The 26,300-nt window shown below is 62.5% G+C and carries 21 protein-coding genes and 1 pseudogene; 8 read left to right on the top strand and 14 right to left on the bottom strand.

The genetic code is table 11. From position 1 onward, the window contains the following. Nucleotides 1-15 precede the first annotated feature (15 nt). Together VFO93_RS05965 and VFO93_RS05960 are read left to right on the top strand one after the other, a co-directional pair. On the top strand, nucleotides 16-1,374 hold the full coding sequence (locus VFO93_RS05965; RefSeq protein WP_325133428.1) for a PepSY-associated TM helix domain-containing protein: 1,359 nt from the start codon (nucleotides 16-18) through the stop codon (nucleotides 1,372-1,374). A 711-nt stretch (nucleotides 1,375-2,085) separates the two neighbouring features. Then, nucleotides 2,086-3,804: a T9SS type A sorting domain-containing protein gene (locus VFO93_RS05960; protein WP_325133427.1), complete on the top strand. Its 1,719-nt coding sequence runs from the start codon at nucleotides 2,086-2,088 to the stop codon at nucleotides 3,802-3,804. A gap of 152 nt (nucleotides 3,805-3,956) precedes the next feature. On the opposite strand, the gene VFO93_RS05955 is transcribed toward VFO93_RS05960, so the two are convergent. Continuing rightward, a complete protein-coding gene (locus VFO93_RS05955; RefSeq protein ID WP_325133426.1) occupies nucleotides 3,957-4,370 on the bottom strand; it encodes a BLUF domain-containing protein in 414 nt (137 codons plus the stop codon). Nucleotides 4,371-4,870: 500 nt separating this feature from the next. Between VFO93_RS05955 and VFO93_RS05950 the strand changes: the two genes are divergently transcribed. Together VFO93_RS05950 and VFO93_RS05945 are read left to right on the top strand one after the other, a co-directional pair. Continuing rightward, nucleotides 4,871-6,211, top strand: coding sequence for a hypothetical protein (locus VFO93_RS05950; protein ID WP_325133425.1), 1,341 nt, complete (start codon nucleotides 4,871-4,873; stop codon nucleotides 6,209-6,211). Between the two features lie 2 nt (nucleotides 6,212-6,213). Then, complete coding sequence (locus VFO93_RS05945) at nucleotides 6,214-7,209, top strand: SPFH domain-containing protein (RefSeq protein WP_325133424.1); 996 nt, start codon at nucleotides 6,214-6,216, stop codon at nucleotides 7,207-7,209. Between the two features lie 47 nt (nucleotides 7,210-7,256). Here VFO93_RS05945 and VFO93_RS05940 read toward each other — a convergent pair whose 3' ends face one another. From VFO93_RS05940 to VFO93_RS05920, 5 genes are all read right to left on the bottom strand, one after another. Next, entirely contained in the window at nucleotides 7,257-7,982 is a 726-nt protein-coding gene (locus VFO93_RS05940) for an SIMPL domain-containing protein (RefSeq protein WP_325133423.1), read from the bottom strand. A gap of 329 nt (nucleotides 7,983-8,311) precedes the next feature. Beyond that, the gene (locus VFO93_RS05935) at nucleotides 8,312-8,935 is read right to left on the bottom strand and encodes a M949_RS01915 family surface polysaccharide biosynthesis protein (RefSeq protein WP_325133422.1); all 624 of its coding nucleotides are present in this window, start codon (nucleotides 8,933-8,935) and stop codon (nucleotides 8,312-8,314) included. A 321-nt stretch (nucleotides 8,936-9,256) separates the two neighbouring features. Continuing rightward, on the bottom strand, nucleotides 9,257-10,000 hold the full coding sequence (locus tag VFO93_RS05930) for a hypothetical protein (protein ID WP_325133421.1): 744 nt from the start codon (nucleotides 9,998-10,000) through the stop codon (nucleotides 9,257-9,259). A gap of 204 nt (nucleotides 10,001-10,204) precedes the next feature. Then, nucleotides 10,205-10,684 (bottom strand): hypothetical protein, encoded by a 480-nt coding sequence (locus VFO93_RS05925; protein ID WP_325133420.1) that lies wholly within the window; start codon nucleotides 10,682-10,684, stop codon nucleotides 10,205-10,207. Continuing rightward, nucleotides 10,684-11,418, bottom strand: a complete 735-nt coding sequence (locus VFO93_RS05920; protein WP_325133419.1) for a DUF1963 domain-containing protein — start codon at nucleotides 11,416-11,418, stop codon at nucleotides 10,684-10,686. Before VFO93_RS05920 ends, VFO93_RS05925 begins: the two co-directional genes overlap by 1 nt. Before the next feature lie 216 nt (nucleotides 11,419-11,634). Here VFO93_RS05920 and VFO93_RS05915 point away from each other — a divergent pair, with 216 nt between their 5' ends. Beyond that, nucleotides 11,635-12,345 (top strand): hypothetical protein, encoded by a 711-nt coding sequence (locus VFO93_RS05915; protein WP_325133418.1) that lies wholly within the window; start codon nucleotides 11,635-11,637, stop codon nucleotides 12,343-12,345. Nucleotides 12,346-12,956: 611 nt separating this feature from the next. Here VFO93_RS05915 and VFO93_RS05910 read toward each other — a convergent pair. From VFO93_RS05910 to VFO93_RS05890, 5 genes are all read right to left on the bottom strand, one after another. Beyond that, nucleotides 12,957-13,706: a hypothetical protein gene (locus VFO93_RS05910; RefSeq protein ID WP_325133417.1), complete on the bottom strand. Its 750-nt coding sequence runs from the start codon at nucleotides 13,704-13,706 to the stop codon at nucleotides 12,957-12,959. Nucleotides 13,707-13,715: 9 nt separating this feature from the next. Further along, nucleotides 13,716-14,522, bottom strand: coding sequence for a hypothetical protein (locus VFO93_RS05905; RefSeq protein WP_325133416.1), 807 nt, complete (start codon nucleotides 14,520-14,522; stop codon nucleotides 13,716-13,718). 56 nt (nucleotides 14,523-14,578) lie between these two features. Then, on the bottom strand, nucleotides 14,579-15,118 hold the full coding sequence (locus VFO93_RS05900; protein WP_325133414.1) for a DUF4303 domain-containing protein: 540 nt from the start codon (nucleotides 15,116-15,118) through the stop codon (nucleotides 14,579-14,581). A gap of 38 nt (nucleotides 15,119-15,156) precedes the next feature. After that, nucleotides 15,157-15,738, bottom strand: coding sequence for a hypothetical protein (locus VFO93_RS05895; RefSeq protein WP_325133413.1), 582 nt, complete (start codon nucleotides 15,736-15,738; stop codon nucleotides 15,157-15,159). A 189-nt stretch (nucleotides 15,739-15,927) separates the two neighbouring features. Then, on the bottom strand, nucleotides 15,928-17,514 hold the full coding sequence (locus tag VFO93_RS05890; protein WP_325133412.1) for a TPM domain-containing protein: 1,587 nt from the start codon (nucleotides 17,512-17,514) through the stop codon (nucleotides 15,928-15,930). A gap of 158 nt (nucleotides 17,515-17,672) precedes the next feature. On the opposite strand from VFO93_RS05890, the gene VFO93_RS05885 reads away from it, so the two are divergent. Beyond that, the gene (locus VFO93_RS05885; protein WP_325133411.1) at nucleotides 17,673-17,921 is read left to right on the top strand and encodes a hypothetical protein; all 249 of its coding nucleotides are present in this window, start codon (nucleotides 17,673-17,675) and stop codon (nucleotides 17,919-17,921) included. A 114-nt stretch (nucleotides 17,922-18,035) separates the two neighbouring features. On the opposite strand, the gene VFO93_RS05880 is transcribed toward VFO93_RS05885, so the two are convergent. Together VFO93_RS05880 and VFO93_RS22340 are read right to left on the bottom strand one after the other, a co-directional pair. After that, entirely contained in the window at nucleotides 18,036-18,347 is a 312-nt protein-coding gene (locus tag VFO93_RS05880) for a hypothetical protein (RefSeq protein WP_325133410.1), read from the bottom strand. Between the two features lie 55 nt (nucleotides 18,348-18,402). Then, nucleotides 18,403-18,762: pseudogene (locus tag VFO93_RS22340) on the bottom strand (DUF4132 domain-containing protein); the annotation flags it as partial. A 1,064-nt stretch (nucleotides 18,763-19,826) separates the two neighbouring features. Here VFO93_RS22340 and VFO93_RS05875 point away from each other — a divergent pair. Together VFO93_RS05875 and VFO93_RS22335 are read left to right on the top strand one after the other, a co-directional pair. Continuing rightward, nucleotides 19,827-24,263 (top strand): DUF4394 domain-containing protein, encoded by a 4,437-nt coding sequence (locus VFO93_RS05875; protein ID WP_325133409.1) that lies wholly within the window; start codon nucleotides 19,827-19,829, stop codon nucleotides 24,261-24,263. Between the two features lie 73 nt (nucleotides 24,264-24,336). Continuing rightward, the gene (locus VFO93_RS22335; RefSeq protein WP_414653557.1) at nucleotides 24,337-24,531 is read left to right on the top strand and encodes a PID-CTERM protein-sorting domain-containing protein; all 195 of its coding nucleotides are present in this window, start codon (nucleotides 24,337-24,339) and stop codon (nucleotides 24,529-24,531) included. 516 nt (nucleotides 24,532-25,047) lie between these two features. Here VFO93_RS22335 and VFO93_RS05870 read toward each other — a convergent pair. Continuing rightward, a complete protein-coding gene (locus VFO93_RS05870; RefSeq protein WP_325133407.1) occupies nucleotides 25,048-26,022 on the bottom strand; it encodes a site-specific integrase in 975 nt (324 codons plus the stop codon). Nucleotides 26,023-26,300: the final 278 nt, after the last annotated feature.

Below are 26,300 nucleotides of genomic sequence, written 5' to 3'. Positions count from 1 at the left end.
CACCCCCGTTATTCCATGTCAAACGCAAAACAAGGCTATACCTTCCGCAAGCTCATTGGCGACCTGCACTTGTGGCTGGGCGTGGGCGCGGGCCTGGTGCTGTTTGTGGTGTGCCTGAGCGGCACGCTCTACACTTTTCGCAACGAGCTGGTAGAAGCCGTGGAGGCCGAAGCCTACCACGTAGCCGCGCCGGCCGGGGCCAAGCCACTAGCCGCCAGCACCCTGATAGCCAGCCTGGAGCGCGCCCACCCCGAAAGCCAGGTCACCGCCCTGATGGTGCCGCAGGCTTCCGACCACGCCTGGACGCTGACCCTCACCACCAAAGCTGCCATCAAGCGCCAGCTGGCCGAAGAAGCCAAGGAGCGCGCCGAAGCCACCCGCCAAGGACCCGGCCGCAAGGGCGAGCACGGCGGCCGCGGGGGCCGGGGCGGCAAAGGCAAAAAAGGCGGCCACGGCCGCAACCACGATTCGCAAACCCTACTCGTGAACCCTTACACCGGGGCCGTGCAGGGCAACGTAGACACCGGCTTGTCAAAGTTTTTCTTCGGGGTGATGGGCCTGCACCGCTGGCTGCTCATCGAGGGCGGCGTGGGCCAGGTTATCGTGGGTATTTCGACCATCATTTTCCTGGTGCTCGAACTCAGCGGCCTGGTGCTGTGGGCCCCGGCCAAGCTCAAGCAGTGGCGCAACTGGAAGATGTGGAAGCCCGGCTTTAACATCAAGTGGGACGCCAACTGGAAGCGCATCAACCACGACCTGCACAACACGCTGGGCTTCTACAGCTTCGCGCTGCTCACGGTGATGGCCCTCACGGGGTTGTGCTGGTCGTTTGAGTGGTACCGCAACGGGGCCAGCGCCCTGCTGGGGGCCAAAGTCTTTGGCTTTCGGGGCGAAAAGCCGCTGCCCTCGGCGCTACCGGCTGCGCCCGGCCGCACGCTCTCGGCCGACGATTTTCTGGCCCTGACCACCCGCCAGCTGCCCCGGCCCGGCGTGGTGTACCTAACCCTACCCAAAGGCCCCGAAGGCGCGGCCACCATCTACAAAACACCGACCGGCTTTTTCACGCTCGCCGGCTCCGACCGCCTCACCTTCGACCAGTACAGCGGGGCTATCCTCAAGGCCGATATTTTTGCCGCCAAGCCCTGGAACGAGCAGCTGGTAGCGCTCATTCGGCCGCTGCACATGGGCGACGTGTACGGCACCTTCACCAAGATTCTCTACTTTATCGCCTGCCTTATCGCTACTAGTCTGCCAGTTACGGGCGCCATCATCTGGCTCAATAAGCTGCAAAAGAAAAACAAGCGCAAGCCCCTGCCAGCCGTCAAGCACCCCCAGCCAGCAGTGGCTACGGCACTCACGGGCGAACTGGCTTAGAAGCGGGTTAGCTCAGCTTGTAAAGACGTTAGGCACAGGCCAGGAGAAAAGAGGTCGTTTAACCCGACTGATACTTTCCCTGGCTTGTGTCTAACGTCTTTTGTCTAGGTAAAATCAAAAGAGAGAGGCTAATACCAACAGCTCCTTAGTAAGCCGTTTCACCACAGGTTGCTACTTAAGCAGCCGCCACGTGGTGCGGCTAAGACACCAGAGTAAAATACGGGGCCTTGGTGGGTAGCTGGGATTTACTATGGCGTTGCGTCATAAAGCAGTATTCACGACGAAGGACGCAAGCTAGTAAACACTGTAGATAAACTAGTTTGGTTTTTTTATTTAGAATTATTATAAATAAGGCCAATATTTAGCATCGCCTTTCCTAGCTTTGCGGCTGCGTTCACGACGTAGCTGCGCAAAGCCTTGGTGCTTTCAGCCCGGCCTTCTCCCAGATGCAGGCACCAGCGGGTAGTGCCTGGCTGGGTTCCACCACCAGCCCCAGGCCCCCAGGCGGGCACAAATCATAGCGAGGCGACTTGCCGCTCAGGAGCTTGAGCGCCCAGTAGTTGGCTGGCTGGTGGGGGTACTGTCCGGATTCCCTTTTTATCTCTACCCCTCTGCTTGATGAGCCCCTGTTTCTCTTTCGCCAGCGCGGCGCGGCGCCACCGCCTTCCATCCGCTATTCCTGGTAAGCTTGGCATTTTATGGGCCGCTTTTGTGCTACTTCTTGCCAGCCCGGCCGCTTTTGCCCAGCTAGCTGGTGCCTACACCATCGATAGCGCCCAGCCCACGGGCGGCACCAACTATGCGAGTTTTGGCGCGGCGGCGGCGGCCCTCACGGCCAGCGGCGTGAGCGGCCCGGTTACCTTCGCGGTGAGCGGGGGGCCGTACACCGAGCAGCTAAGCCTCGGCCCTATCACGGGCAGTAGCGCCACTAACCGCGTGACGTTCAACGGCCAGGGGCGCACGATTCAGTTTGGCTCGACCAACGCGGCGCAGAAGGCGGTTATTACCCTGAGCGGGGCCGACTACGTGACGCTCGATAGCCTGACGGTGGATGCCACCGTGGGCGGTACCAGCACGGCCGCGTATGGCTGGGGCATCCAGGTGCTGAACAATGCGGACTACTGCATCATCCGCAAGTGTGCCGTGACGACCAGCACCAGCGCCACGACGAGCAGCTTCGCGGGCATCGTGTCCAGTGCTTCTTCTACCGACGCCACCACCGCGGGTTCAGCGGCTCCGCAACACCTGACGCTTAGCGGCAACACGGTGCAGGGCGGCTACTACGGCATTGCGGTGGTGGGCACGGGGGTGGCCACGGCGGGTACGCCGGGCATCGTCGTGCGCGGCAACACGCTGCGCGACTTTCACTACTACGGTATTTTTGCCAGCTACCTCACTTCGCCGCAGCTGCTTGGTAACGACATTTCGCGGCCCACGCGCACGGCGCTCACCACCTTCTACGGCATCTCCCTCGGGGCGGGGGTGAATGGGGCAGCGGTAGAGAAAAACCGCATTCACCGGGCCTTTCCGCCGGCTACTACTTCTACCAGTGGGGCTTTTGCCATGTTCATGAGCACCGGTACGACGATTACTGGCAAGCCTAATGTAGTAGCCAACAACCTGGTGTACGACCTCGGGGGCGCGGGCTCGGTCTACGGCTTTTACAATGCCTCGTCGAGCAGCATGCGCTACTACTATAACACGGTCGACATCAACGACCCCACCAGCACGACGGCATCCAATACCTATGGCTTCTACCAAACGTCGGCGCAGGATGTGGTATTCCAAAACAACCTGGTGCACGTAACCCGCGCGGGCCTGGGCACCACCTACGCGGTGTACTTGTCCTCGGCGGCCGGCACTACAGTATCCGACCATAACAACCTGATGGGCAGTGGCACCAACTTCAAAACCGGCTACTACGCCGGCGTGCCATACGCCACGCTGGCCGACTGGCAAACCGCTAACGGCAGCACCTTCGACCGGGCCAGCGTGGCCGTGGCTCCGCAGTTTGGCGCGGCGGCGGCCGGCAACCTGCTGCCGGGTGCTGCCGCGCTAAGCGGGGCGGCCGTGCCGCTGGCGCAGGTGAGCGAGGATATAACCGGCGCCGCGCGCAGCCTCACGGCTCCTGATATCGGGGCCTATGAGTTTACGCCCGCCTTGCTCAAAGCTTGGCCCACTACCAGCGAGCAGGAGCTAGCCATCTTCCCAAACCCCAGCGCCACGGGCCAGCTCACCTTGCGCTTGCCTGCCAGCAACCGCCTGGGCACGGCCACTTTACTGGATGCGGTGGGCCGGGTAGTGCGGCAGCAGCCGCTAGGTCGCGCCGAAGAGCAGTCATTCTCAACGGTTGGCGTAGCCCCTGGCTTTTACACCCTGCGGGTGCAGAACAATGCCGCAGTACTAAGCGAAAAGGTTGTGCTGCAATAGTTTATAGGTAGCTTAGCTACAAGCCATCCAATCCGTCTTGACGAAATAAGTTGAGGACTCCAGCTGGGTAACGAGCGGAGCAGAGTGGGGTAGACTTTGGGGCGTTGCTTCGTTTCCGGCTCGCAAGTGGTGGTACGTGCGGGGAGCCGTTTTTAAGGTAGCGTAAAAGAGCGCAGCAGGTCAAACAGATTTTTATCCTTCGGGGACAAGCCAGCTACCTCAACGGCTACGTCCGTTGGCCCCAGGTAGCCGGCTAGTTTCAGCACCTGCTGCGGGCTGCCGGGCTGAAAAGCCATGGCCCACTCGCTGAAGCTGCGCTCGACAATCGGCTTGTCGGCATACGCGATAACGGAGTGGTGGCGGGGGTCGCGCTTAATCAGCTCGTACAGCGCCTGCACGGTTTCCTCCTCCCCTTCCAAAACCTGCATAAACCGCTCATTGGCATAGAATAGGACGCCTGTGATGGCTAGCTCGGTATTGCGCTGGTGCGCCAGCGTGAGCAAGGCTTGCAGCTGCGCACTGGTGAGTGGCGCGGTGGCACAACTTAAGTAAATGATGTGATGCATATAAAAGGTAGCGAGTAAAAAAATAACGGTAAAGCCTAGCATAACACATAACGAAGCTGTTTAGGAAGTTTTGAAATGCAAAACTTCCTGTCATGCTGAGCGTAGCACAGCGGAGTCGAAGCATCTTTATCGCCCCGTTGAATGGTTTGGAGGAGGCGGCTGAGATGCTTCGACTCCGCTGCGCTGCGCTCAGCATGACGAATGTAGACTTCCTAAACAGCTTCAATAATAGAGCTGCTAAGCTACGAGGTAGCCAAGCGAAACAGCAGAAGATGAGACACTACTTTCCTGATTTTGACAGAAAGAATAGCTGCCAACTAATCATCTACAGCTTAACCAGACAACCTGGCCAAACCGCCGGCTAAGGCTACGCTACTGCCGCTACCTCCTGGCTCAAGTAGTGGCGGACACCCCACCCACTGTCGGTAAGAACCTGCGCTGGCTCGCCGCGTAAGCGTCACTAGCCCGCCTGGCTGGTCGCCCGGCCCCCATCCCTGCGCATGGCCAAACAGCTTAAAGCCATTCAGTGTCCCAAATGCGGCAGTGTCCAACAAGTAGCGCTGCAACCCGACACCTACCGCTGCACCAACTGCGGTACAGAGTATTTTCTGGATAGCGACGACATCAACGTGAACGTCCGGCAGGTGCCGGGCACGCCGCCAGTAAATATTCCGCCCGCCGAGATGCGGCGCCGGGTGCGCTGGGCGCTGCTCATGGCGGGGCTGGTGGTGCTGTGGAGCGTGGGAACGCATTTTTGGGCGCAGCACAAGCGAGCCGGTACGACGCTGGAGCCCGACCCCATCATGACCGGCCGCAACGAGCCGCCGCCGAGCGCGTGGCAAACGGCTGAGTCGGCGCTGGTGCTGGGCGCGGGCGGGCAGCCGGTGCTGGTGGTGGCCGGGGCCAAAGCCACGGCCAACCATGACGCTTACCAGCCCGTCGTAGTCTTTTACGATGCCCGCACCGGAACTGTGCAACAGGAGCTACCCTTGCCCGGTGGCTCCCGCCCCCGGGTGCCCACCGTGGAGCTGGAGCGCCTGGCCAACGGCACCGTGCTGCTTTGCACCGACAATGCCGCCTACCAGGTGCAAGCCAACCCGCCCGCCCTGCCCAACGTCACGGCCAGCCTGCTGGCCAATCAGCCGGCCCTGGCCAGCGGCGTGGTGACCCTCGACCGGGGCGACCGCCACGACGACGCCCTGCACATCTTCACCGCCGACGGGCGCAACCTGCTGCTGTATCCGCTCGCGCACCGCGTGTACACCGCCGACGAGGCCTGGGATGCCGCCCGCGGCCGGGGCCCCGTTGCCCAGCGGCCCGCCGGCCCGGTACGCACGGGCTTTGCCTTCAGCGAGGCCAGCTCTGACTACCCCGATGAGCCCATTCAACTGCTGGCCTACCAGTATCGGGCCGGCGATGGTGGGCCGCAGGTAGCGCCCAGCTTTGTGTGGCGCAAGGACTTCGGCGGCTCGGGCGTTTTTACCAGCGCCGACCCGCACGTGAAGCGCCTCATCACGCCCCAGGAGCTGGCCCAGGCCCGCGTGCTGTCGTATCGCGACTTCACGCCCGGCCGGCAGTTCTTTTACCCCAGCGTGCTCTACCACGATGCCGACTACGTGCTGCTGACCTACTACGCCACGGCCAGCCTCGGCAGCCAGCGCTTTGTGCAGGCGCTCGATGCCCGCACGGCCGCCGTCCGCTTCACCGCCCCGCTGCCCGCCGATGGCCCCCTGCCCAACCTGGCCCTGCGCTACGCGGGGGGCTTCGTGGTCGGCCGCGACCGCACTACATACACCCTGAGCCCGGCCGGCGAGCTCGGCCCGCCCATTACCTGCGACTAGCTATGGCATTCAACTTTTTTCGGGGCCAGCTGCCCGAAGTTATTCAGTGGCCCGACCCACAGCCCGACCTGCTGCTGTGGAAATACCCCTCGGTGCGCGACGAAATCAAGGACGCGAGCAAGCTGCTCGTGGGCCCCGGCCAGGGCGTGCTGCTGGTGTACGAGGGGGCGGTGGCCGACGTGCTGGAGGCAGAGGGACTTTACCACTTGACTACTGACAATCAGCCGTTCATCACCACGCTGCTAAAGCTGCGCACCGGCTTCGAGAGCGAGCACAAAGTGCAGCTGTACTTCTACCGCCGGGCCGAAAACGTGAACCAGCCCTGGGGCACGCCCACGCCCGTGAAATACCTTGACCCGGTGTATCAGGTGCCGGTGGAGCTGGGCGCGCACGGTAATTTTTCCTTCCGGCTAGCCGACGCCCGCCGCTTTTTCACGGAGGTGGCGGGCCTGGCAGATACCTACGCCGTGGCACAGGCCAAATCACTGCTGCAAAGCCGCCTGGGGCAGGTGCTGGCCGCGCAGCTAGCGGCGGCGGGCTTCTCGTATCAGCAGCTCGATGGGCAACTGGCCGCCTTGTCCGCTGGCCTGCACGAGCCACTGGCGGCCGAGTTTGCCAACCTAGGGCTGGAGCTGACGGATTTTCGCCTCACCGGCACCGTCTTCGATGCGGCCACCCAGCAGCGCATCGGCCGCGTGGCCGACGCGGCGGCCGCCGCCCAGGCAGCCGCCGCCGCTGGCCTCAGCTACGCCGAGCTGGAAAAGCTCAAGGCCCTGCGCGAAGCCGCCCGCAACCCCAGCGGCCTGGCCGGCGCGGGCCTGCACCTGGGGGCCGGGGCTGAATTGGGGCGCTTGCTTGCGGGCCAGGCCAGCCCTCCACTCCCCGCTACCTCCGACCCCGCCGAGCAGCTCCAGAAGCTCAAGCAGCTGCTCGACGCGGGCGTTATTACGGCCGAGGAATTTGCGGCCAAGAAAAAAGAGTGGCTGGATAAGTGGTAGCGGCAAATTGGCCAGCCTGGGCACCTAGTGAGGCTGGTGCCCAGGCCCTATTCCAGGGCTGACGACAAACTGCACTGGCTATCGAAGCGCAGCAGCTCGGGGCTCATCTTGAAGCCCTGGCCGCCGAAGCTTTTGCTGTAGAGCTCGATGTTGGCCGCGGGGCGGCCCCAGCCGTTGGTGTTGCTGCTCTCGGGGCTGGAGCTGTCGTTGACTTCGAGCACCGCGCCGCGCTTGACGTGCAGGGCGGCGCATAGTTTATCGGCCGTTTTCACGGCGTCGGCCAGGGCCAGCACGTCGGCCTCGCGGCGCAGGCTATCGGCCTGGCTGTGGCCGTAGCTCAGGTCTTTGATGCGGCTGATGGGCGTGGCTAGTAGTTCTTCGAGGTAGGGCGAGAGCTGGCGCAAGTCGTTGATGCGCACCGTCACCGACTGCGTGGAGTTGAAGCCGACGAAGACCTCTTTGTTTTTCACGTAAGTGAATTCCTTGTTAGACGAGGTGCTGCTCACGCGCACGTCGTCGCGCCCCGGCGCGTAGCGCTTCGACACGGCCAGCACCTGGTCCACCACCCGCTGCACCTCGGCCACGGCATCCTTGAGGCGGGGGCGAGTGAAGGCAGCATCCACCGTCAGCTCGGCGTAGTTGGGGTACACCGTGACGTGGCCGTAGCCCACGCTACGCACCTGGCGCGGCACGGCCGTGGTGGTGGGGGCCGGCTGGCAGGCCCCCAGGCCCAGCAGCGAAATAACCAGCGCAGTAGTAGCGAAACGAAGCATAGACAACCAGTTGGTGGCAGAATAGAAAAGGCAGTAAGTAAGCCAGCCCAAGAGCGGCCGCTCACCAGCAAACGCGGCCAATAAGCGCCTTGGTATGGAAGCTAATAGAACTTATCCAAGAGGAAGGCATAAGCCTGTTTAGGGTTTACCAAAACCTGTTTAGGCCCGTCATCTTGAGCAGAGCGGAGTCGAAGCATCTCTACCGCTTCTTCCGAGCCGTTCAGCGGGGCGACAGAGATACTTTAACTCCGTTGCGCTCCGCGCAGCATGACTACTTACTAGAAAGTTCAGAAGCCCTGAACAAGCTCCTTAGCTATACCAGCGGGCAGCTATTCGCTCAGCCGCTCGTTGCGGTGCTGCTGCCAGAGCTGCGCCGCATGCTGACGGAAGCTAGCCGGCGCGGCTGCCCAGGCGGCATCAAGGGTGTAGGTGCCGCCATCGTGCCGGCCGCCGCCGAGGGCAATGCGGCTGGTGCCCCGCACGGCGTACTTGCGCGGGCCTTCGTACATAATGATTTTCTGGGTGCTCGGGCTTACGTCGCCCCGGCAGGTGGTGCGGTACACCAGCCAGACTTCGGCCGTGCCGTCCTGGTCGAGGTCGGTGACGGTGAGCGCTTTCGAGAGAAACCGGGCTTCCAGGTCGAGCGGGCAGTCGTCCGCAAAATCGTGCACCTGCCAGGTGGGGGCCGCGCCGGTGGCCGGGTACTGGTAGGCGTAGAGGTCGGCGCGCTGGCCCTCGCTGCTTTGGGCGGCGGGGTCGGGCCGGGGGCCAATTTCAGTGGCCAGCACGGTATAGGTACCGGTGCGGTCGGTATAGCGCAGGGCCTGCACCACGCGGCCGCTGCGCTTGAGGTTAGCCGGCACGGCCGAAGGGGCTAGCGGGCTCACCCGCAGCTGGGCTTGGGCGCTACCCACTAGCAGCAGGCAAACAGGGAGTAAGCAACATTTTTTCATGGGCTAGGCCAGGGCATTAGAAGTTAACAGCAAGTTTCTGGCCTCAGGGCTTGATTTCCAGCAGCCCCTCGGCGGTATACGCGTACTGCATCCGGTGGTCCAGTGCGCGCTGATTCAGCGACGAGACGAACAGGCGCAGCTGTAAGCAAATACGTGACCTGGCAGCCCGCTACGCACCCCGCCCCGGCGCATAGCAAGGGTAGGGGAAACGCGCCCGGCCTCCTGAAGGACTCGCTGAAGGGAAGGAAACTGCGGCATAGCTTATTTCCACCAGGCGCGTTTTTCTTCAACGCGGGCTTGGCGGGTTTTGGGACTGTCGGCCTAGCCTTCCAGCGCGGCCATGTAGGTTTGCCAGCCGTTGGGCACGTATTTGGCGGCTACTTCAAAATCGCTGACGCTAAAGTCAAGGTCGCCGGACTCCGGGATTTTAAAATCGCCCCAGTGGCAGGGCTTGCGCTGCCGGGTGGCGTAGCTGGTCCAGGTGGCCACGCACTGGTTGTTGCTGAAGCCGTCCATGGGCTCCAAGGAATTGTACTGGGGCTGGCCCTTGGCGTCGAGGTAGAAATAGGTGGTGAGCGTGCCGCTGAGAGTGCCGCTGCCCGGCTGGCGGCGGTCTTCGGCCAGCTCGACCCGGCAGGTCAGTTCTCCTTCCCGAAGCTGCGGATGCTCCGCGTTGGGTGCTTTATAGAGCCGCGCTTTCACCACCGTGATAGTGCCGGTGAAGGCGCACACGTTCGTTTTTACCCGCGTTTTACCGCTCACCTGGTACACGTAGGGCTGGCCGGGGGCCGGGCGCACGCTGGTGTAATGCAGGTAGAAGCGCTGGTAGTTCGCACCAATAAAGCCCAGCGGCTCCGGAAATACATCGGCGCCTGGGGTACCGTAGAATACCAGCCGGTCGGCCCGCCACAGCCGGCTTAGGTCCTTGGTTTTGAGCGGGGCAAGGTAGTCGGTGCCGGGCGGCGGGGCCTGGGCTGGGGCCGCATGGGGCAACGTCAGCAGCGCCACCAGCGAGTAGCTCCAATACCACCAACGGGTACCAGGAAAACGGAAGCAACAAACCATAAGGCGAAATGAATAAGCTTTGTTGAACGCAAGTGTCGGCGGCCGGTTGCGCGGCTGGTAAGAGCAAATTCGTTGCCCAAGCAGTAGAATAATTGTGAACCCTTACCTCTCGCAGCGCGTGGCAGCAAGCACCGCCTGACGGCGGAAGAAGCAACTACTTTTCGCTCCTGGCTCACTGTCCGCAACGGCAGCTAGCTGCCGCCGCTAGTTTTCACCCGCCACACTGGGTTGCAACGTCCGGATGGTATGCTGAATAACATCATCCATCGCGGCTTTGCGAGCAGCTGGGTATTCCCACAAAAAGGTGGTGAGCGTGTTGCTTTGAAGGACAGTCTTCTCGTAGAAAATCCGGCCCTTCACCTGCCCCGACAGCACGTAGCCCGTGCGCGTGAGCTGGTCGAGGACGAAGGTAGCGTGCTTCTCCTGCCAGCGCTGTCGGGCTATTTTGCGGTTGGCAGCCAGGCCCCCATCCAGGGCATTGTAGCCCGCATACGCCGTGAGCACCGTCTGGCCATCGGCCGACACGAAGCGGCGGCCGTCGCCATTGGCCGGCTCGGGCTGGGATTTGAAATCCGCCGGGTAGTCGATGCGGTAGCCAAAGCGGGCGTTGTGGTAGGTGCGGTAGGCGGGCGGGGCCAGGCTGGCCAGCGCCAGGGCACCGCCGAGCAGTAATGCACTGGTCATTAACAGCTTTGTAGTTGAAAGGAAATCGTGTCAGGGTCGGAGCCATCGACGCAGAAGTACAGCAGGCCCGCATCGCCCCAGGCAAATTCTGCGGTGCTGTCGAATTGCAGCCAGAACGTGCCCGTGGGGTACGCCCCTTGCAGCCACTGCGCGTAGCCGCCCACCCAAGAGCCCAGGTCGGGCTCGCCGGCCAGCTCCGTCACAGCTTGGTTGTAGGCGGCGCGCCAGTCGTCGGGACGCAACTGCTCGCACAGGGCTTGCAGCTCGGGGGCCAGGTCGGCCAGCTCCTCATCGTCGGGCAGCGAGGGTGCAGCCTGGGTGTGGATATAGCTGAACCCAATGGGCGGCAGCGCCGCGGGCCGGGGCACCTGCGCCAGCTGCGCGGGGCGCAGGTGTGGATAGGTTTTCACGCGAAAATCGCGCGGGTCGCCGTCGTCAAACGGCAGTTCGCCCCAGTAGTAGTTGTGGTAAAACTGCACTACCTGCGCCTCGAAGGGCCAGGGCATATCTCCGTGCGGGTTTACCAATTGAAAAATCAGCTCCAGCGGCTGGCCGGTTTCGGGGTTGGTGGGCCAGGTTTCGCCGGCTTCAAAGTACGGGTCGCCCCCACTGTGCGACAGGAGCTGCGAAGCGGCCGGGCGCTCGGCGGGCGTTACCAGCAACTGCTGCTTGGTGCGCAGCAGCGCCCGCAGCTGGTGGCGAAGCTGCTCACTTAGGGCGGAGTTTGGAGGCATAGAACGGCAGTTGTACTACTTTAACCGGCAAGACTTAGTAGCTTCAGGCCAAATTAACCTGATGCTCAGCAAAGTGAGTGAAAGCGAAACCGGCATCACTGCATAAAGCGGAGGCGTATCCCTACGGGTAGGCGACTGCTTAGTTTTGCAGGATAGCCGTGCCCTACCTCAATCTATCCGGGTAAGCAAGCTGCCAAGCGTTTTTGCTATCTGTTTATGCCCAGCCACTCACCCGCCGCACTTGCCGCCCGGCCCGCCCAGCGCAGCTTGGTGCTGGTGCAGCCCACGGGCCTGCTGGTGGCTATGGCCCTGCTGCTGGGTGGCTTATTATTGTTGCTCAACACCCTGAAGCTGGCCGGCAGCCCCACGCCTAGGCGCAACGCAGTGGGCGCGCTGCTCGGCCTGGGGCTGCTGCTAGGAGCCGGCTACCGGCGGGCGCGCGGCAACCGGCCTCGGCTGCTGCGTTTCGACCGCGAGGCGCTGCACCTGGAGCCGCCTAGCACCCAGCCGGCCTTGCCCCCCGAAACCATCCTGCTGAGCAGCATCGTGGCCTACACCTATTGGCTGCGGCTGCTGCGGTTCCGAGGATTTGCGCAGTACCACTTGCGCCTGGAGCTGGCCGACGGCCGGGTGCTGCACCTGGCCGACCGCCCTGGTACCCGCCCCGACGACCCCACCGGCACCGTGCGCCTCAACGCGCTGGCCAGGCGCCTGGCCCGGCGCACCCAGTCGGCACCTTTGCGCCGCGCATTGTTTTACCAGACCCGCACGGCGCGGGTGCTGCTGTGGGCTAGCTGGGGGGCGGCAGCAGTAGCCCTGGGGCTGCTGGGGCTTGGGTACTCGGCGGCCATCTTACTGCTGCCGCCAGCGGTGGCATATGGGTGTCTCTACTACCTAGGGCGGGCTGATGCCGACCTCACCGCGTGAGAATCAGAGCGGTTCTTAAGTTGGTGTACAGGGCGTAGAAACGCACTATTTGCGTCTCTACGCCCTTCAATGACTGTACACTAATCTGGAATCTGCCCTAGGCGGCGCTCAGCAAGCTGACAGGGGCCTGGCGTGGTTTCCGCCGCCGGGGGCTCTTTACGCGTCCCACCCTTTCCCGGTCCAGGGTGCCTGCGGCTCTTTCCGCTTCCACCTGGCCGCCCGCCGCAGCACGCGCAGCCGGTAAAATGCCTCGCGCAGGCCCAATCCCACTCTCCAGAACAGGAGCAGGACGACTACCGGGCTGGTGAGGGCTACCACCAGCAGCAACCAATAGCCCAGCCGGGCGCTTCCCGAGAAAGGAAACACTTGCGTAAGCAGGCAGGCGCCTAAAAGCACCACCCAGGTAAGCAGCAGCTTACGAATTATTCGCTCCATTCTCCTGCCTTACGTATCCTGGCAACTACGGGCAAAAAGCTGGTTGAGCAGCCAGGAAAAAACAGTGCGTTAACTACTGCGTGAGCAGTAAGCGGCAACCGGACGAGTTGGCTAACCCGCTCACTGCTTGGCTTGCAACGCTGAGTTTTACTTGGCCATCAGGCTAAAACGCAGCCTTAGTTAGCCGAATGGTGAAGCACGCGAAAGCTAAGGCGGAGCAGAGCGTGCCGGGTTGTATCGGGCTGGTCGGCCACCAGGGGAATGCGCTGGTGGCGCAGCGGGAAGGGCCGCTGGTAGGCCAGGTACGGGTATAGCGTGTCGGGCCGGGGCACGCGGGGCCGCATCGGAAATACGCGGACGTACGCCACCGAGTCGCTGACGCGGGCCTCGGCCGCTACTCCGAAGGGGTAGTCCACCAGGTAGTTGTTGCGCTCCTCAGTACGGGGGTCATCCGCCGCTTCGTGCCGCCAGCGGCGATATTCGCTCAACGAATACCGCCAGGTGGTAGTCAGGGCCAGGCGCAGGGGCACCTTGTCGGCCGTTTCGGTGAGGTCGATTTCCGGGCTGCGGCCCGCGTAGAAGTTCCAGTGGTAACCGGGTTGAGGGTAGAGTTCGAGTTGGGAAGAGGGACGGCGGAAACGGAGCGTATCGAGCCCGGCGGCGGCCGCTACCGAGGCGGGCACAAACCGCACCCGCAGCAGGAGCTGGCTACGGTGAGCATCGGTCAGGTGAAACAGGCTATCAGCCCAGAGCGAATCGGGCGCCCAGTAGCTGGTCAGCGTGTCCTGCCGGTTGAGGGGACGGTAGCGGACGGACAGCGTTTCGAGCAGAGGCTTCAGGCACGGCGGCAGTTCCGGGGGCGAATCGGGCCGACACGCCCCTAGCAAGGGCACCGCGATGGCTAGCAGCAAGCGGGTAGAAAGCATAAGGCGGGCTTAGCGGGGTAGGGTAAGCTCGTCGTAGGTCACGCGGGCATCGTCGGCCATGCTGCCATCGGGCAGGGTATGGCGGCGCTTCAGCACCATGCGGTTGGGGGCGGCCCAGCGGGCTTCGACTGGCTCCCAGGTGGTGGGCTCGATTTGCCAAAGCAGGCGCGCGCCGGTGGGCTCTATCTGTGCCAAGCTCAACATATTGGCCTGGTCGCCGCCACCCAGGCCGGGGCTGAAGAACAATACGCGGCGGCCATCGGGCGCGGCCACGGGGTCGCCGGGCAGCTCGGCCAGGCGGTGGCCGGTGCGCTGGTCTACCAGCACCGTGCCCGCCGACTCCCAGGCCCAGGCACGCACCACCCACTGGTGGGCCGTGGGCAGGCTGCCCCAGTACATATACTTCACGCCCCCATTTTGCAGCTCAGCCTCGGTAGCCGTGGAGGCGAGTCGTATCGCGCTGCCCTGCGCCGGCTGCAATAACAGCGCTAGACCCTGCCGACGTACCCCGCCAGCGGCCGCCGGCAGGTGCTCGGCACCGGGGTCGTTGGGCATTTCGTATAAGGAGTTGTTGGGCAGCTGGTTGAATGTGGCCTGGGTGATAGGACGAAACTGCACTACCTGCCCGCCGGGCAAGTGCAGCGTGTCGTCGGCCGTAGCCGAGGTCACGCCCGGTTTGGTCGGGGCTCGTGGGCTAGCGGCAACGGGCGAGGCAGTAACGGGCTGCTGGGTAGCCGGCTGGTCGGGGTGGCAGGCGCTGATGCTCAGTAGCAGGGTAGCCAGGGTACCTAGGGCAGTAACGTGAATCCGCTTCATGCAGGCAGCTAGAGTAAGTAGAGAAGGATACTTCTGAGGTGGAGATAGCAGGGGCTTCAGGTTTCCCAGCTCGCCAGCCAGGCCAGGTATTCAGCGCAATAGGCGTTTTCATTAAGGCGTTTGACGAGTTGCGCTAACTCGGCCGCCGGGGTATCGCCATCGGACACGCTGAACAGCAGAAATACCTCGCGGCCCGCCGCCTGGTCGAAAAACCGCTGCTGCCGCAGCTCGTCGAGCACCGCCACGCACGTGGTGTAGAGCTGCTGGCGAAACTGCTCAAATTCCTTTTCTGCCAGCGCTTCATGCAGCACGTGCGTACGCAGCTGGCGGCTTAGCTCGTCAAACTGGGTGGCGGCCCCGCGCATTTCGTAGGCCCACTCGGCCGGCTCGAATTTGGCATACGGCAGGTCCTCGGGCGGCTGGGCGGCCAGGTGCGCCAGCGTGTTGGCCGACGGGCACACCGTCAGAGCGCCTTCATCACTGTACAAGGCAAAGCTGTAAAAGCGCTCGGTGGGGTTCGTCGCCAGCAGCTCCAGAAAGGCGTCCCTGGCGGCTTGCGTAAGCTGCTGCCGAAAGCGTTGAAAATCAAAGGACATGGAAGGTAGCGGCTGGCGAGAAGGGCGGCTGGCGTGGGCTATTCTTTATAAATGTCAAACTTGGCCAGCGGCACCCGGCCGAAGTTCTTGGCGGTAGTGGCCGCAGTGGTGCCGTGCTCGGGGTCGAGGGCGTGAAAATGCTCGCTACCGTCGCGATGCAGCAGCCAGGTACGGGCTGCCGGGTCGTACTTAAAGGTCACGAAGCGCGTCCAGCGCTGCGCGCTGCCGCCGTAGTGCTCCACCGTAAAATAGCCTTTCTTGATGGCCAGGCCCACAAACGGGTCGCCCATCATGCCGCCACAGTCCACGCAATACACGGCATTATCGGAGCGGGCAGCCAGGGTGTAGGTGCCGCCCGCGCCGCCCACGAACAGCAGTAGCGGCCGCTTGGTGGGATGGTCTATCACGTCGGAGGTTTTTTGCTCGTCGGGCCGGTGCAGCACCACCAGCCAGTCGGGCGTCGCGTCGCGGTTCAGGTCGCCCTGGGTTGCGTCGAGCACGGCGTAGCCCGCAGGCAGGGCCCGGCGAATGGCAGCGGGCAGCGCCGGCCCCGAGGCCCGCGGGGCCTGGGGTGGGCAGGCCAGCGCCAGCCCGCTCAGGCAAAGAAAAAATAACCCCATACGGAAAGCATAGCGTGGGTAAGGTCTAATCTGTACGGCTGACTAGGGGCGACGTTCGGGCGCAGGCAGCGAACCAAGCACAGCTACGAACATTAGGCGCAGCAAGCCAACCAGTGCCGCCCACTCTGCTACGCCGGAACCGGGTATCCTACGCAGACTCCAGCAAGAACCCGCGGCCGCGCCAGCCGCTTACCAGCTGCTGCCCGCCCCGCCGCCACCCGACGAGCCGCCGCTGCTGGTGCTTCGGCTGCTACCGGCGCTACTGCTGCCCGTGCTACTGCCCCACGACGAGGAGGATGAGCCGCCAGCCGCCCGTTCGGCGGGACTGGAGCGGCGCGGGATGGTTTCCTTCATTTTCTCCTCGTGCTGGCAAAAGCGGCACTGCTGCACGCGCCAGCCCCAGCCCTCGGCCCGGGTAGTGGCGGCCTGCTCTATCCGCAGCCGGCCCGGCGCGAGGGTGCGGTGCTGGCAAGCCGGGCAAATGCTGGTTCGGCTCTCGGGGTTGGGGTAGGCGAGTGACACGTGGTGGCCGCTCGCGCACGCCCACACGTCGTAGTCCACGGCGTTTGAGGTCTCTTCGACTAGCTGGGCGGGTTCGAGATACGATTTTTCGGCGGCGCTCGACAGCTTGTGCATAGGCTGCCCGCACTCGGGGCAGGCAAAGGGCGCATCGCGCAACGCCGCCAGCTGTCGGCGGTGCCAGGGCCAATACAGCGCCAGCGCCACCGGAAACAAGTAGGCCGTGAAGCCCAGCCCCCGGTGCGCCGCTTGGCGCTGCCCATAGGCCGCGGGCCGACCCAGGGCCGGCACCGGCGCCCGCGCCCGCCAATAGTGCCACCCAAAATAGCCGTGAACAACCAGCAACGGCAGCCCGTAGGCAAGTGCCAGAAACTCGCTCGTAGTCAGCGCCTCGCGCAGGGCCTGCACCACCAGGCCCACGGCCAGCCCCAGGGCCACCGGTAGCAGCCACCAGCGCGCCCGCAGTTCTCGCGTGGTGCAGTGCCACAGCACCAGGTACAGCACCAGCGCCAGCAGGCCCACCACCAGCGTGCCAAACGGCGGCGCCGGCTCAGGCGTGGCGTAGTAGCCGGCCATATCCTCGCCGGGCTGGGCCGTGTTCAGCGGGTCTTCGTCATCCAGCAGCCCATGTTGCGCCATGATGGCCCGCTGCAAGCTGTCGACGTAGAACTTAGAAGAGTCGGCGGCCGTGCGCAGCACCGGCTTGGGGAGCGCGGCCGGCGGCCGCAGCCGCCGGATGATGGCCGCCACGCCCGCCCGCACGGCCACATCGTAGTTGCCGGCGCGAGCATGCTCCAGCATGTAGCGCTGCTGAATGCGGTAGCAAATAATGTCGGGCAGGTCGGCTTCGAGGCCGTAGCCGGTTTCAAACTCCACGCGGCGCTGGTCGAGCACCAGCAGCATCAGCAGGCCGTTGTTGGTGGCTTTACTACCGATTTTCCATTTGTTGAATAGCGCTGTGGCGGCCGTTTTGGGCACCAGTTCGCCCAGGCTGCGCACCAGCACCACGTCGATATGCGCCCGGCCGCTGCGGTCGAGGCTGTCGAGCTGGGCGTTGAGGGTGGGCGCGGCCCCTGGGGGCAGCACCCCGTCGGGGTCACTCACGTAGGCTTCGCCCAGCGTCTTGGGGTCGGGAATGGCCGTGAGGTAGTTCTCGGCCGTGATGCGCGTAGGAGCCGGCGTCTTAGGCTGGCAGCCGCCCAGCACCCCGAGCCACACCAGCCAGGACCACCATCGAAAACGAAGCGTAAGCGGCATACAAAAGCGTCTTGAAACAGCTGAAATTTGCGAGCCCCCAGCCGCAGGCGCCCACCGGGCGGCCCGCCGAGCCCTAAAAACCAAGCGCCAAGGTAGCTTTCGCAGTCAACTCAGCCCGTTATGAAAAAGCATTGCTGGCTTTCATCGCCCTAGGGGCAATGGTAGGCGTTGGCCCGGCCACGGCCCAGGCCCCGCCTGGTGCTACGGCCTGCCCCTACGCCTACCCGGCCGCCGCCCGCCCGGCCTGCGTGGGCGGCCACACCGACCGCCTGCTGCCCATCGTGTACGGCCGGCCCACGCCCCGAGCTATACGTCGGGCCCGGCAGGGCACCGTCGTGCTGCGTGGCTGTTTAGTCTCAGGCTGCGACCCGCGCTACCATTGCCCCGTGCACAAAAAAGACCTCTAGCGCAGGCGGGTTGGGGCAGATTTGGTGGGTAGCTCACGCCGTCCTGCGGCCGCGTTGGCTGCGTAAATAATGGTCCAGCGGCTGGGCAAACTTTCCCAACTCGGGCTTCGGCCGCTAAAGCCGTGGGCGCGCACTACTCACAGCTATTTCGCTCACCTTGCCGATTTTGAGGCGGGGCACCAGCCGCTCCAGGGCCAGCTTGCGGGTTTTGGCCATCTCGCTCAGGTCGCCAAAGCTGTAGCTTTCCCAGTAGTCGCGGAACTGCGCTAGGCCGCCGTTGTCGCGCCACTGCGGGTCGTTGCCTACGCTGGCCACGCCCACAAAGAGGTCCACGTCGCGCATCACCTCCGAGAAGGCCAGCGGCGGCACGGCGGGCAGCGGCACTGGCGCGTCGCCCCGCACAAAGCGCACCTGGTCGGTGCTCACGTAGTTGTAGAAGGTGGGCCGCCAGGCGGTTGGAGTAGGTGCGGGTGCGCTCCTCGGGCGGGGTGAGTAGATATACCTCGCGAAAGGCCTGCTTGAGCGGCTGGCGCAGCTGGTGGCGCTCGAGCAGCTCGCGCCAGGCCAGCACCTCGGGCGGGGCGGCCAGCACGGGGTGCCAGAGCTGCAACTGCGTGTTGGCCGTGGGGGCGGGCACGGGCTGGGCGCGCAGGTTGCGCCAGGTGTCGCGCACCCAGAGCGCGTCCTGCTGCGTGCCGTCGGGCTGGTGCAGGCGCCAGATGAGTGGCCGGGCCAGCAAGCTCAGCAGGCCGTGGTTGAAATAGTACTGCTCAAACCACGGCCAGGGCAGGCGGCGCTCGTCCACGAAGCCATTTTTCAGGCCAACGTCCGGCACGGCCATGTCCTCTATTTCAGCCGGGCTCACGTAGCTTCGCCGATTCTTAGGCGATGTACTTGGTAATCAGTTCTTGGGTATTCTAAGAAAAAGGTAAAAATAAGTACAAAAGGTATTTTCCCTTTATACCTTTTTATACTTAAACCTGGGTATCAGGCATTTTACACAGGTTTATTTATAGTATAGTATAAAATTTTTGATGTTTCTTATGGCTTTGGTATTCACATACATAAGACTTTACCAAGAAGCACTATTCTATTTTTAGCTGGCTGTTTTCTGGAATGGCAGCGACGGCCTGGATTCTGATAGCGATGCTACTGTAGATGCCTCGTAACCCACGTAACCCTGGCTGTTTCCGGTCCTTCGCCGAGTCGCCTGCTCCCACCGCACTAACCCCGGACGTAGAGCCACTATACGCCGCTATTAGCCGACTCCAGATGGAAAACGCGCTGCTAAAGAACGCTGGGGCCATAGCAATAGCCCATCAACGCGTCCTGGTTGCCCAAGCCGACCTGGCCAGTTCGATGCACACCCCCTGTGGGCCTCTCGCGCAACAGCTTCTACTATCGCGGACCTGTGGAGAAAGCGCCTTTTACCAACAGAAATTTGAAAACGCTACCCTAAACTATCTCATTTAGCTGGATTATCTCCATCTTAACTCACTGTCTATTTTTTGCTGGACCACTATACGCAGGCCGCTTATGACCATTAGATAGTTGCAAGATAAAGTATAAATTTATTATTAGTAAAAAATATAAAAACTACGCATACAAGGTAAAAACGCATTTTTTGATAAATCACAGTAGGATAATAGCGCTATAACTTAACCTATTCACGTAGTGCTTGCCAGTAACTTTACCGTTGGGTTCCGGCCCTAGCTGCAAGCAAGGAGGTGGGGGCCCTGTTATCGCGCTCTTAGCCTTTGCTATGAAACGAACCATCCGCCTTCGAGTAACCTGGCTAACGGCACTGAGTACCGTTCGCTTTGTCCGCTAAATGCAGCCCTGTAAACCACTTAAGAGCTCATTTCTATTTAAATCCCGTTTATTTCACCTTACACCATTTACTTCATGCCTAAGTCTTTACTCTCACCACCGGTAACGAGCCGGCGGTTCCTTCAGCTGCTGGGTACGGCAGCGGGTTTTGCGCTGGCGCTGGCCGCGCCGGCCGCCGCGCAGGCCCAGACCATCTTTGGGCTTTCGGGTACCGACCTGACGTCGGTCAACCTGGCGTCGCCAACTAACTCGCAGACGCGCGTGGCCATCACGGGCGTTGCCGCCGGGCAAATGCTGGTGGGCATTGATTTCCGGCCCGCGACCGGGGAGCTGTTTGCGCTGGGCTACGACGCCAGCACCACCGGCAACAACGCCCAACTGTACGTGCTCAACCAAAGCACGGCCGTGGCGACGCCGGTGGGTAGCGGTGCCATCCGGCTGGAGCTGGGCGGTAGCTCCGACCGCATTGCCTTCGACTTTAACCCCACCGTGGACCGCATCCGGGTGGCGGGTACCAACGACAATAACTACCGCCTCAACCCTAACGACGGGACGCTGGCGGCTACCGACGGTGCCCTGGCCTACGTGACCAACGACGCCAACGCCGGGCAGAATCCCTTCATTGGGACGGCGGCCTACACCAATTCATTTATCGGGGCGGCCGGCACGACGCTGTACTACATCGACGAGCAGCGCAGCCTGCTGGTGCGCTCCGACAACCCGAACGGGGGCTCGCTGGCGACGGTAGCGACCATTAACCCCACGGCGGGGGGCAATCCGACGCCCCTCAACGCGCCCGGGGCCAGCACCGACCTGGATATCTATACCGCTGGGCCCAACGACCAGCAGTCGTACCTGAACGTAAACCAGGTGGATGGCAGCGGTAATTTTATCTCGTTTATCTACCGCCTGAACCTGGCGACGGGGGCTACCTCGTTTGCCGGGTTTATCAATGGTACGGGCGTGGGCATTACGGATATTGCCGTTCGCATCAACCGCACGACGCCAGCGCCGAGCGGACGACTGCTGTACGCGGTGAGCACCAACAATAGCCTGCTCAGCTTCTACTCAGGCACGCCGGGCTTTATCAATTCGGCGGTGGCCATCACGGGCATCGCCACCGGGCAAACGCTGGTGGGCACCGACTTCCGGCCCAATACCGGGCAGTTGTTTGGCCTGGGCTACAATACCAGCACCGGCGAATCGCGCCTCTATACCATCGACCTGACCACGGCCGTGGCGACACCGGTGGGTAGTGGCCCCATCACGCTGGCGCTGGGCGACGCTACCGACAACATCGGCTTCGACTTTAACCCCACCGTGGACCGCATCCGGGTGGTGAGCACCAACCGCGCCGACTACCGCCTCAACCCCAACAACGGGGCGCTGGCGGCTACCGACGGGGCCCTGGCCTACGCGGGCACCGACACCAACGCCGGGCAAACGCCCCGCATCGGTGCGGTGGGCTACACCAACAGCTACCCCGGCAGCACCAGCACCACGCTCTACGACATCGACGAGGCCCGCAACACGCTGGCCACCCAAAACCCGCCCAACGCGGGCACGCTGAACACGGTGGGTACGCTGGGCGTTGCGCTGAGCGCCAGCAATGCCCTGGTGGATGTGGACGTGTACTTCGACCGCACCAACCTGACGAACGAAGCCTACCTGACGGCCAATCCCAACGGGCAGAGCACCAGCAACCTCTACGCGCTGACCCTGGCCACGGGAGCGACCACGTCGCTGGGAGCCATCGGCCTCGGCATTCCGGTGCGCGACATCTCGGCGCAGCTGGCGGGGGCCGATGCCTCGGCGGCGCTCACCGGGCGGCTGCTCTACGGCGTGGCCGGCGGCAACCTCGTGTCGTTCGACGCCAGCAACCCGACCGTTATTCGCACGGCGGTGAACATCACCGGCCTGCCGGCCGATGGCTCGCAGGTGCTGGCGGGCCTGGATTTCAGCCCCGCCACCGGCACGCTGTATGCTCTGGGCTACAACGCCAGCACCCAGCAGGGCCAACTCTACACCCTCAACCTGACCACCGGCGCGCTGACGGCCGTGGGCAGCCTGAACGCCTACAACCTGGGTACGGTGGCGGCCAATATCGGCTTCGATTTTAACCCCACGGTAAACCTTATCCGGGTAGTATCGGGTACTAATCAGGCCAACCTGCGCGTGAGCCCCATCACCGGTGCCGTTACGACCGATACCAACCTGTCGAATCCCAGCGGCGCGCCGGTACTGACCGGAGTTGCCTACACCAACAACGACAACAATGCCAACACCGGCACTACGCTGTACGGCGTCGACCAGGCCCGCAACGTGCTGGTACGGTCTACCAATGCTAACGCCGGCACCTACGTGGACCAGGGCAGCCTGGGCCTGACGCTGAACACCACGCTCGGGGCCGATTTTGACATCTACACCGACCTGAGCAACGCTACCGCGCCCGTTAATGCGGCCTTCCTGTCGGCCGCTCCCGTGGGTAGCAACTCCGATAACCTCTACACGCTGGACCTGACGGCGGGGACGACCAACCTGGTGAGCCGCATCGGCTCGGGCTCGAACCTGACCGGCCTGGCCGCCTTCCTCACGCCTGGCCCCGTCATTGCGGCGGGCTTGGTTTGGACCGGCGCTTCGAGCACTGACTGGGGCACGGCTAACAACTGGGTGCCCGCCCTGGTGCCCACTGCGAACGACAACGTTACCATTCTGGACGTAGCCAACGACCCCGTAGTAAGCGGCACTCAGCAAGCTAACGGCCTGAGCCTGGGCTCGGGCGCTACCCTCACCCTGGCCGATGCCTCGGTGCTGAACGTGAGCGGCAACATCACGAACAACTCGGCGACCGTCACGTTTGCGGGCACCGGCACGGGCAGCGTCACGCTGGCGGGCACGGCCGCCCAAACCATTGGCGGCACGCTGACCACCTTCCCCAACCTGACTACCAGCAGCGCGGCGACTACCAACCTCGGCGGCCCGGTGGCTATCCGGCGCGGCCTCACGGTGCGCAACTCGCTCGTGACCAACGGCCAGACGCTGACCCTGCTGTCGAGCGCCGCGGGTACCAGCTACCTCGTATCGAGCGGCGGCACCGTTACTGGCAACGTGACCGTGCAGCGCTACCTCGATGGCAGCCTGAACCCCGGCGCGGGCTACCGCCACTACTCGGCCCCGGTGAGCAATACCACCGTAGCCGACCTGACTACCAGCACCTACTCGCCCGTGGTGAACCCGGCGTACAACACGGTGGGCAACACCGCGACGCCCTTCCCCACGGTGTTTGGCTACGACGAAACCCGGGTGAACACCAGCGGCAGCGCGGGCACTACCGATTTCGACAAAGGCTATATCTCGCCCGCCGCCCTCAGCGACGCGATGGAAGTAAGCCGCGGTTACACGGTAAATATCAACGCTTCGGAGCTGGTTGATTTCGTGGGCACGCCCAACGATGGCGTGACGCCCATCGTGGCCGGCGGCCTCACGCGCGGCAGCCAGGCGGAAAGCGGCTGGCACCTGCGCGGCAACCCCTTCCCCTCGGCCCTCGACTGGAACCTGATGGTGAGCAACAACCGCCTGAATGGCATCAATAACTCGCTCTTCGTATTCAAAAGCAGCGGCCAGTACACCGGCTCGTACGCGGCGTACGTGAACAACGTGGGCACCAACGGCGGCACCAACGTGGTGCCGCTGGGCCAGGGCTTCTTCGTGCGGACCGCCGCGGCTGGCACCAGCGGCAGCCTGACCTTCACCAACAGCGAGCGCATTACTACCTTCGATGCCACGCCCGTGCAGCGCACTACCGCCGATACCCGGCCTCAACTTACGCTAGCTCTTAGCAACGCCATGGCCCGCACCCAGGCCACGGTGTACATGGAAGCCGGGGCCACCACCGGCTATGACCGGGCCTTCGACGCCAGCTTCCTGCCCGGCTCCAACGGCCTGGCCCTGGCCTTTGAAGCCGGTACCGAGCGCCTCGCTATCGATGGCCTGCCCGTGCCGACGGGTGCCGACGTGACGGTGCCGCTGCATGTAGCCGCTGCTACGGCTGGCACCTATACCCTGCAAGTGGATGCCCTGGCCAACCTGCCGGCCGGCTATTTTGCCTACCTGCGCGATGGCCTCGCTGGTACTTATACCAGCCTGACATCCGGCACCAGCATCCCGCTCGTACTGGCCGCCAACGCAGCCGCTGGCGGCCGCTACACCGTATTGTTCACCACGCAGAACCGCACGCTGGCTACGGTGCCCACCGCGCTGGCCCAGCAAGTGGCCGTGTATCCCAATCCTGCTACCTCGACCGTGACGATAACACTGCCCGCCGCCTTGGGGCGTGCCGCCGCCGTGGCTACGCTGCTCGATGCGGTAGGCCGCGAGGTACGCACCCTTTCCTTGCCTGCCCAAGGTATGACGGCTCATCGGTTTGACCTGCCTCAGCTCGCCCCCGGCATCTACACCCTGCGTCTAAGCACCACTGCCGGCGTTGTAGCTAAAAAACTGGTGGTAGAGTAGATAGCTGCTGCCGGCTACCTGCTCTGGTAGCCGGCAGTAAATCTCCTGGTTATACCTTGCTTAGCCCTTTTTTATGAAATATTTTTTATCCCTAACTGCACTGATTTTCAGCACCCTACTTGCGCATGCCCAATCGCCCACCACGGGCGGCCCTACCCCCCCAGGGCCCAGTCCAGCAGCGGTACCGCTTGACGGTGGTACCACCCTCTTGCTCGCTGGTGGAGTAGCCTACGGCCTGCGTCGCCTGCGAGCACGTAAGATTCGGTAGATAATTCATTCACTACGCACTAGCCAACGGGCTGCTTACGGAAAACGCTTCCTAAGCAGCCCGTTTTTGCAGCGCTGCCTTACCGCTGGGCTTCATACCTACATCGAACGCTTCAACGGCTCGTTTCGCTGCGAACTGCTCGAGTAGCTCTGCACGCAGTTGAGGCTACGTTCACCAATGCATAGCCAGTGGCTTTGGGTATGTGGCCACCACCGCAAACGCGCTTATTAGTTGGGTTACTGTTGAGGCCAGACGTCTTTTGCATAACGCACACATAACTTAAGAAGCTTTACCCGACACTTCTTCAATATCTCATGCTAAAATTTTACTGTCGGGCTTGTTTAAATGGACTAAATGTTTTACGCGCGTGCGTTCCGTATATTATCAGGCTTACTAAGCTTCCTCGAGGCGGTCACCACTTCGAGTAGGTGGGCTTCTATTAAGAACCAATTAAATGGCTTGGCGCGAGGCTGACGCAATCTACACTTCAGGTATTGCAATTTCAGTTTTCCAGTTTTACAAGCCGAGCTTTTGCGCCGCATTATGCTGACGGATATTATCGAGGCGGGTATAGCGGCGAATCATACTTGTCGTTTTGTGCTTGGTCTGGTTCATGACCTCTGCATCGTCGGCCCCGTTGAGCTTGGCAATCGTGACGAAGGAGGCGCGCAGGGAGTGCGCGGTGTAAGGCGCGCCCAGGCGCAATTGCACAATCTCGTTTAGACTAAACGTGCTCAGCCGCCGCCGACTCAGCCGCTGTCCCTTATGGAAGGAGCGAAACAAGGCCCCGCTCGCCTGCCCGTGCTGGTGCAGCAGCGCCAGCCAATCCTTAACTGCCCGCACCGGGCAGCTACGCCGGTCAGGAGCAAAAAAGATGGCTTTTTCTTCCGCCTCGCCCTTCTGGTTAGTTTTGCTCTTGGGCAGTTCTACCACGAGCCCATCTTCATCAAAGCGCAGGTGTTCGATGTCGAGGCTAGCCAGCTCATCACGCCGGAAAGCCCCGGCCAATCCAAGCAATAACAGCGCCCGGTCCCGAATGCCATCGGGCCGGTCGGTATCGATACTTTGCACTACCCGTTTGAAGTAGGCCAGCGTAAAAGCGGGGGCTTGGTTCTGACGAATGCCTTTTTCGCGACTGATACCTTCGAATAGAGTTTTGAACTGCCGGTCATCAGTGGGCGTGGGTAGTCCGGCCAACTGATGCGCTTTACTCAGGGATGCAATGTGCCGCTGAATGGTGGCCACCTTTTTCCCAGCGTCGGCCAGCGAGGTAATAAAGGCGGCGGCGGTTGGCACATCGGCGGGCAACGACTCGCGGCCGTGGTCAGCACACCAGGTGGTAAAGCGCCGCCAATCGCCAGCGTAGGCGCGCTGGGTGTTGGCCGCACCTTGCTGTCCGGTCTGCACGTAGCGCGCCGCCGACTCGGCGTAGTCGTTAATATGTCGTGCTGCGCCGACGGCCCGCGACTTGGAGCCTGGCAGGACTTCCATTGCACTGCTGATAGTCGGCATGTCTACTACTTTGACTGGTAAGGAAAGAGAGGACTCAAAGCTACATCAATTACCCTCGATAAGTAAACCTTATCGAGGGTAATCATCAGAAAGGTCAATGAAAATTACTTCAGTTCAATTTTATTGCTAAAATTATATAAATACACTAAAAAGTCATAATCGTATGTTGTGGGACCTAAATAACCTTCACTATATGATAATTTATGTATATGATAATTTAAGATTAATAACCAATCTCTGTGGTCATCATCTTCAAG

This window comes from Hymenobacter sp. (assembly GCF_035709525.1).
Lineage (GTDB): Bacteria > Bacteroidota > Bacteroidia > Cytophagales > Hymenobacteraceae > Hymenobacter.
Note: the sequence above shows the minus strand (reverse complement) of the source record. Positions and strands in the feature narration are given on the sequence as shown.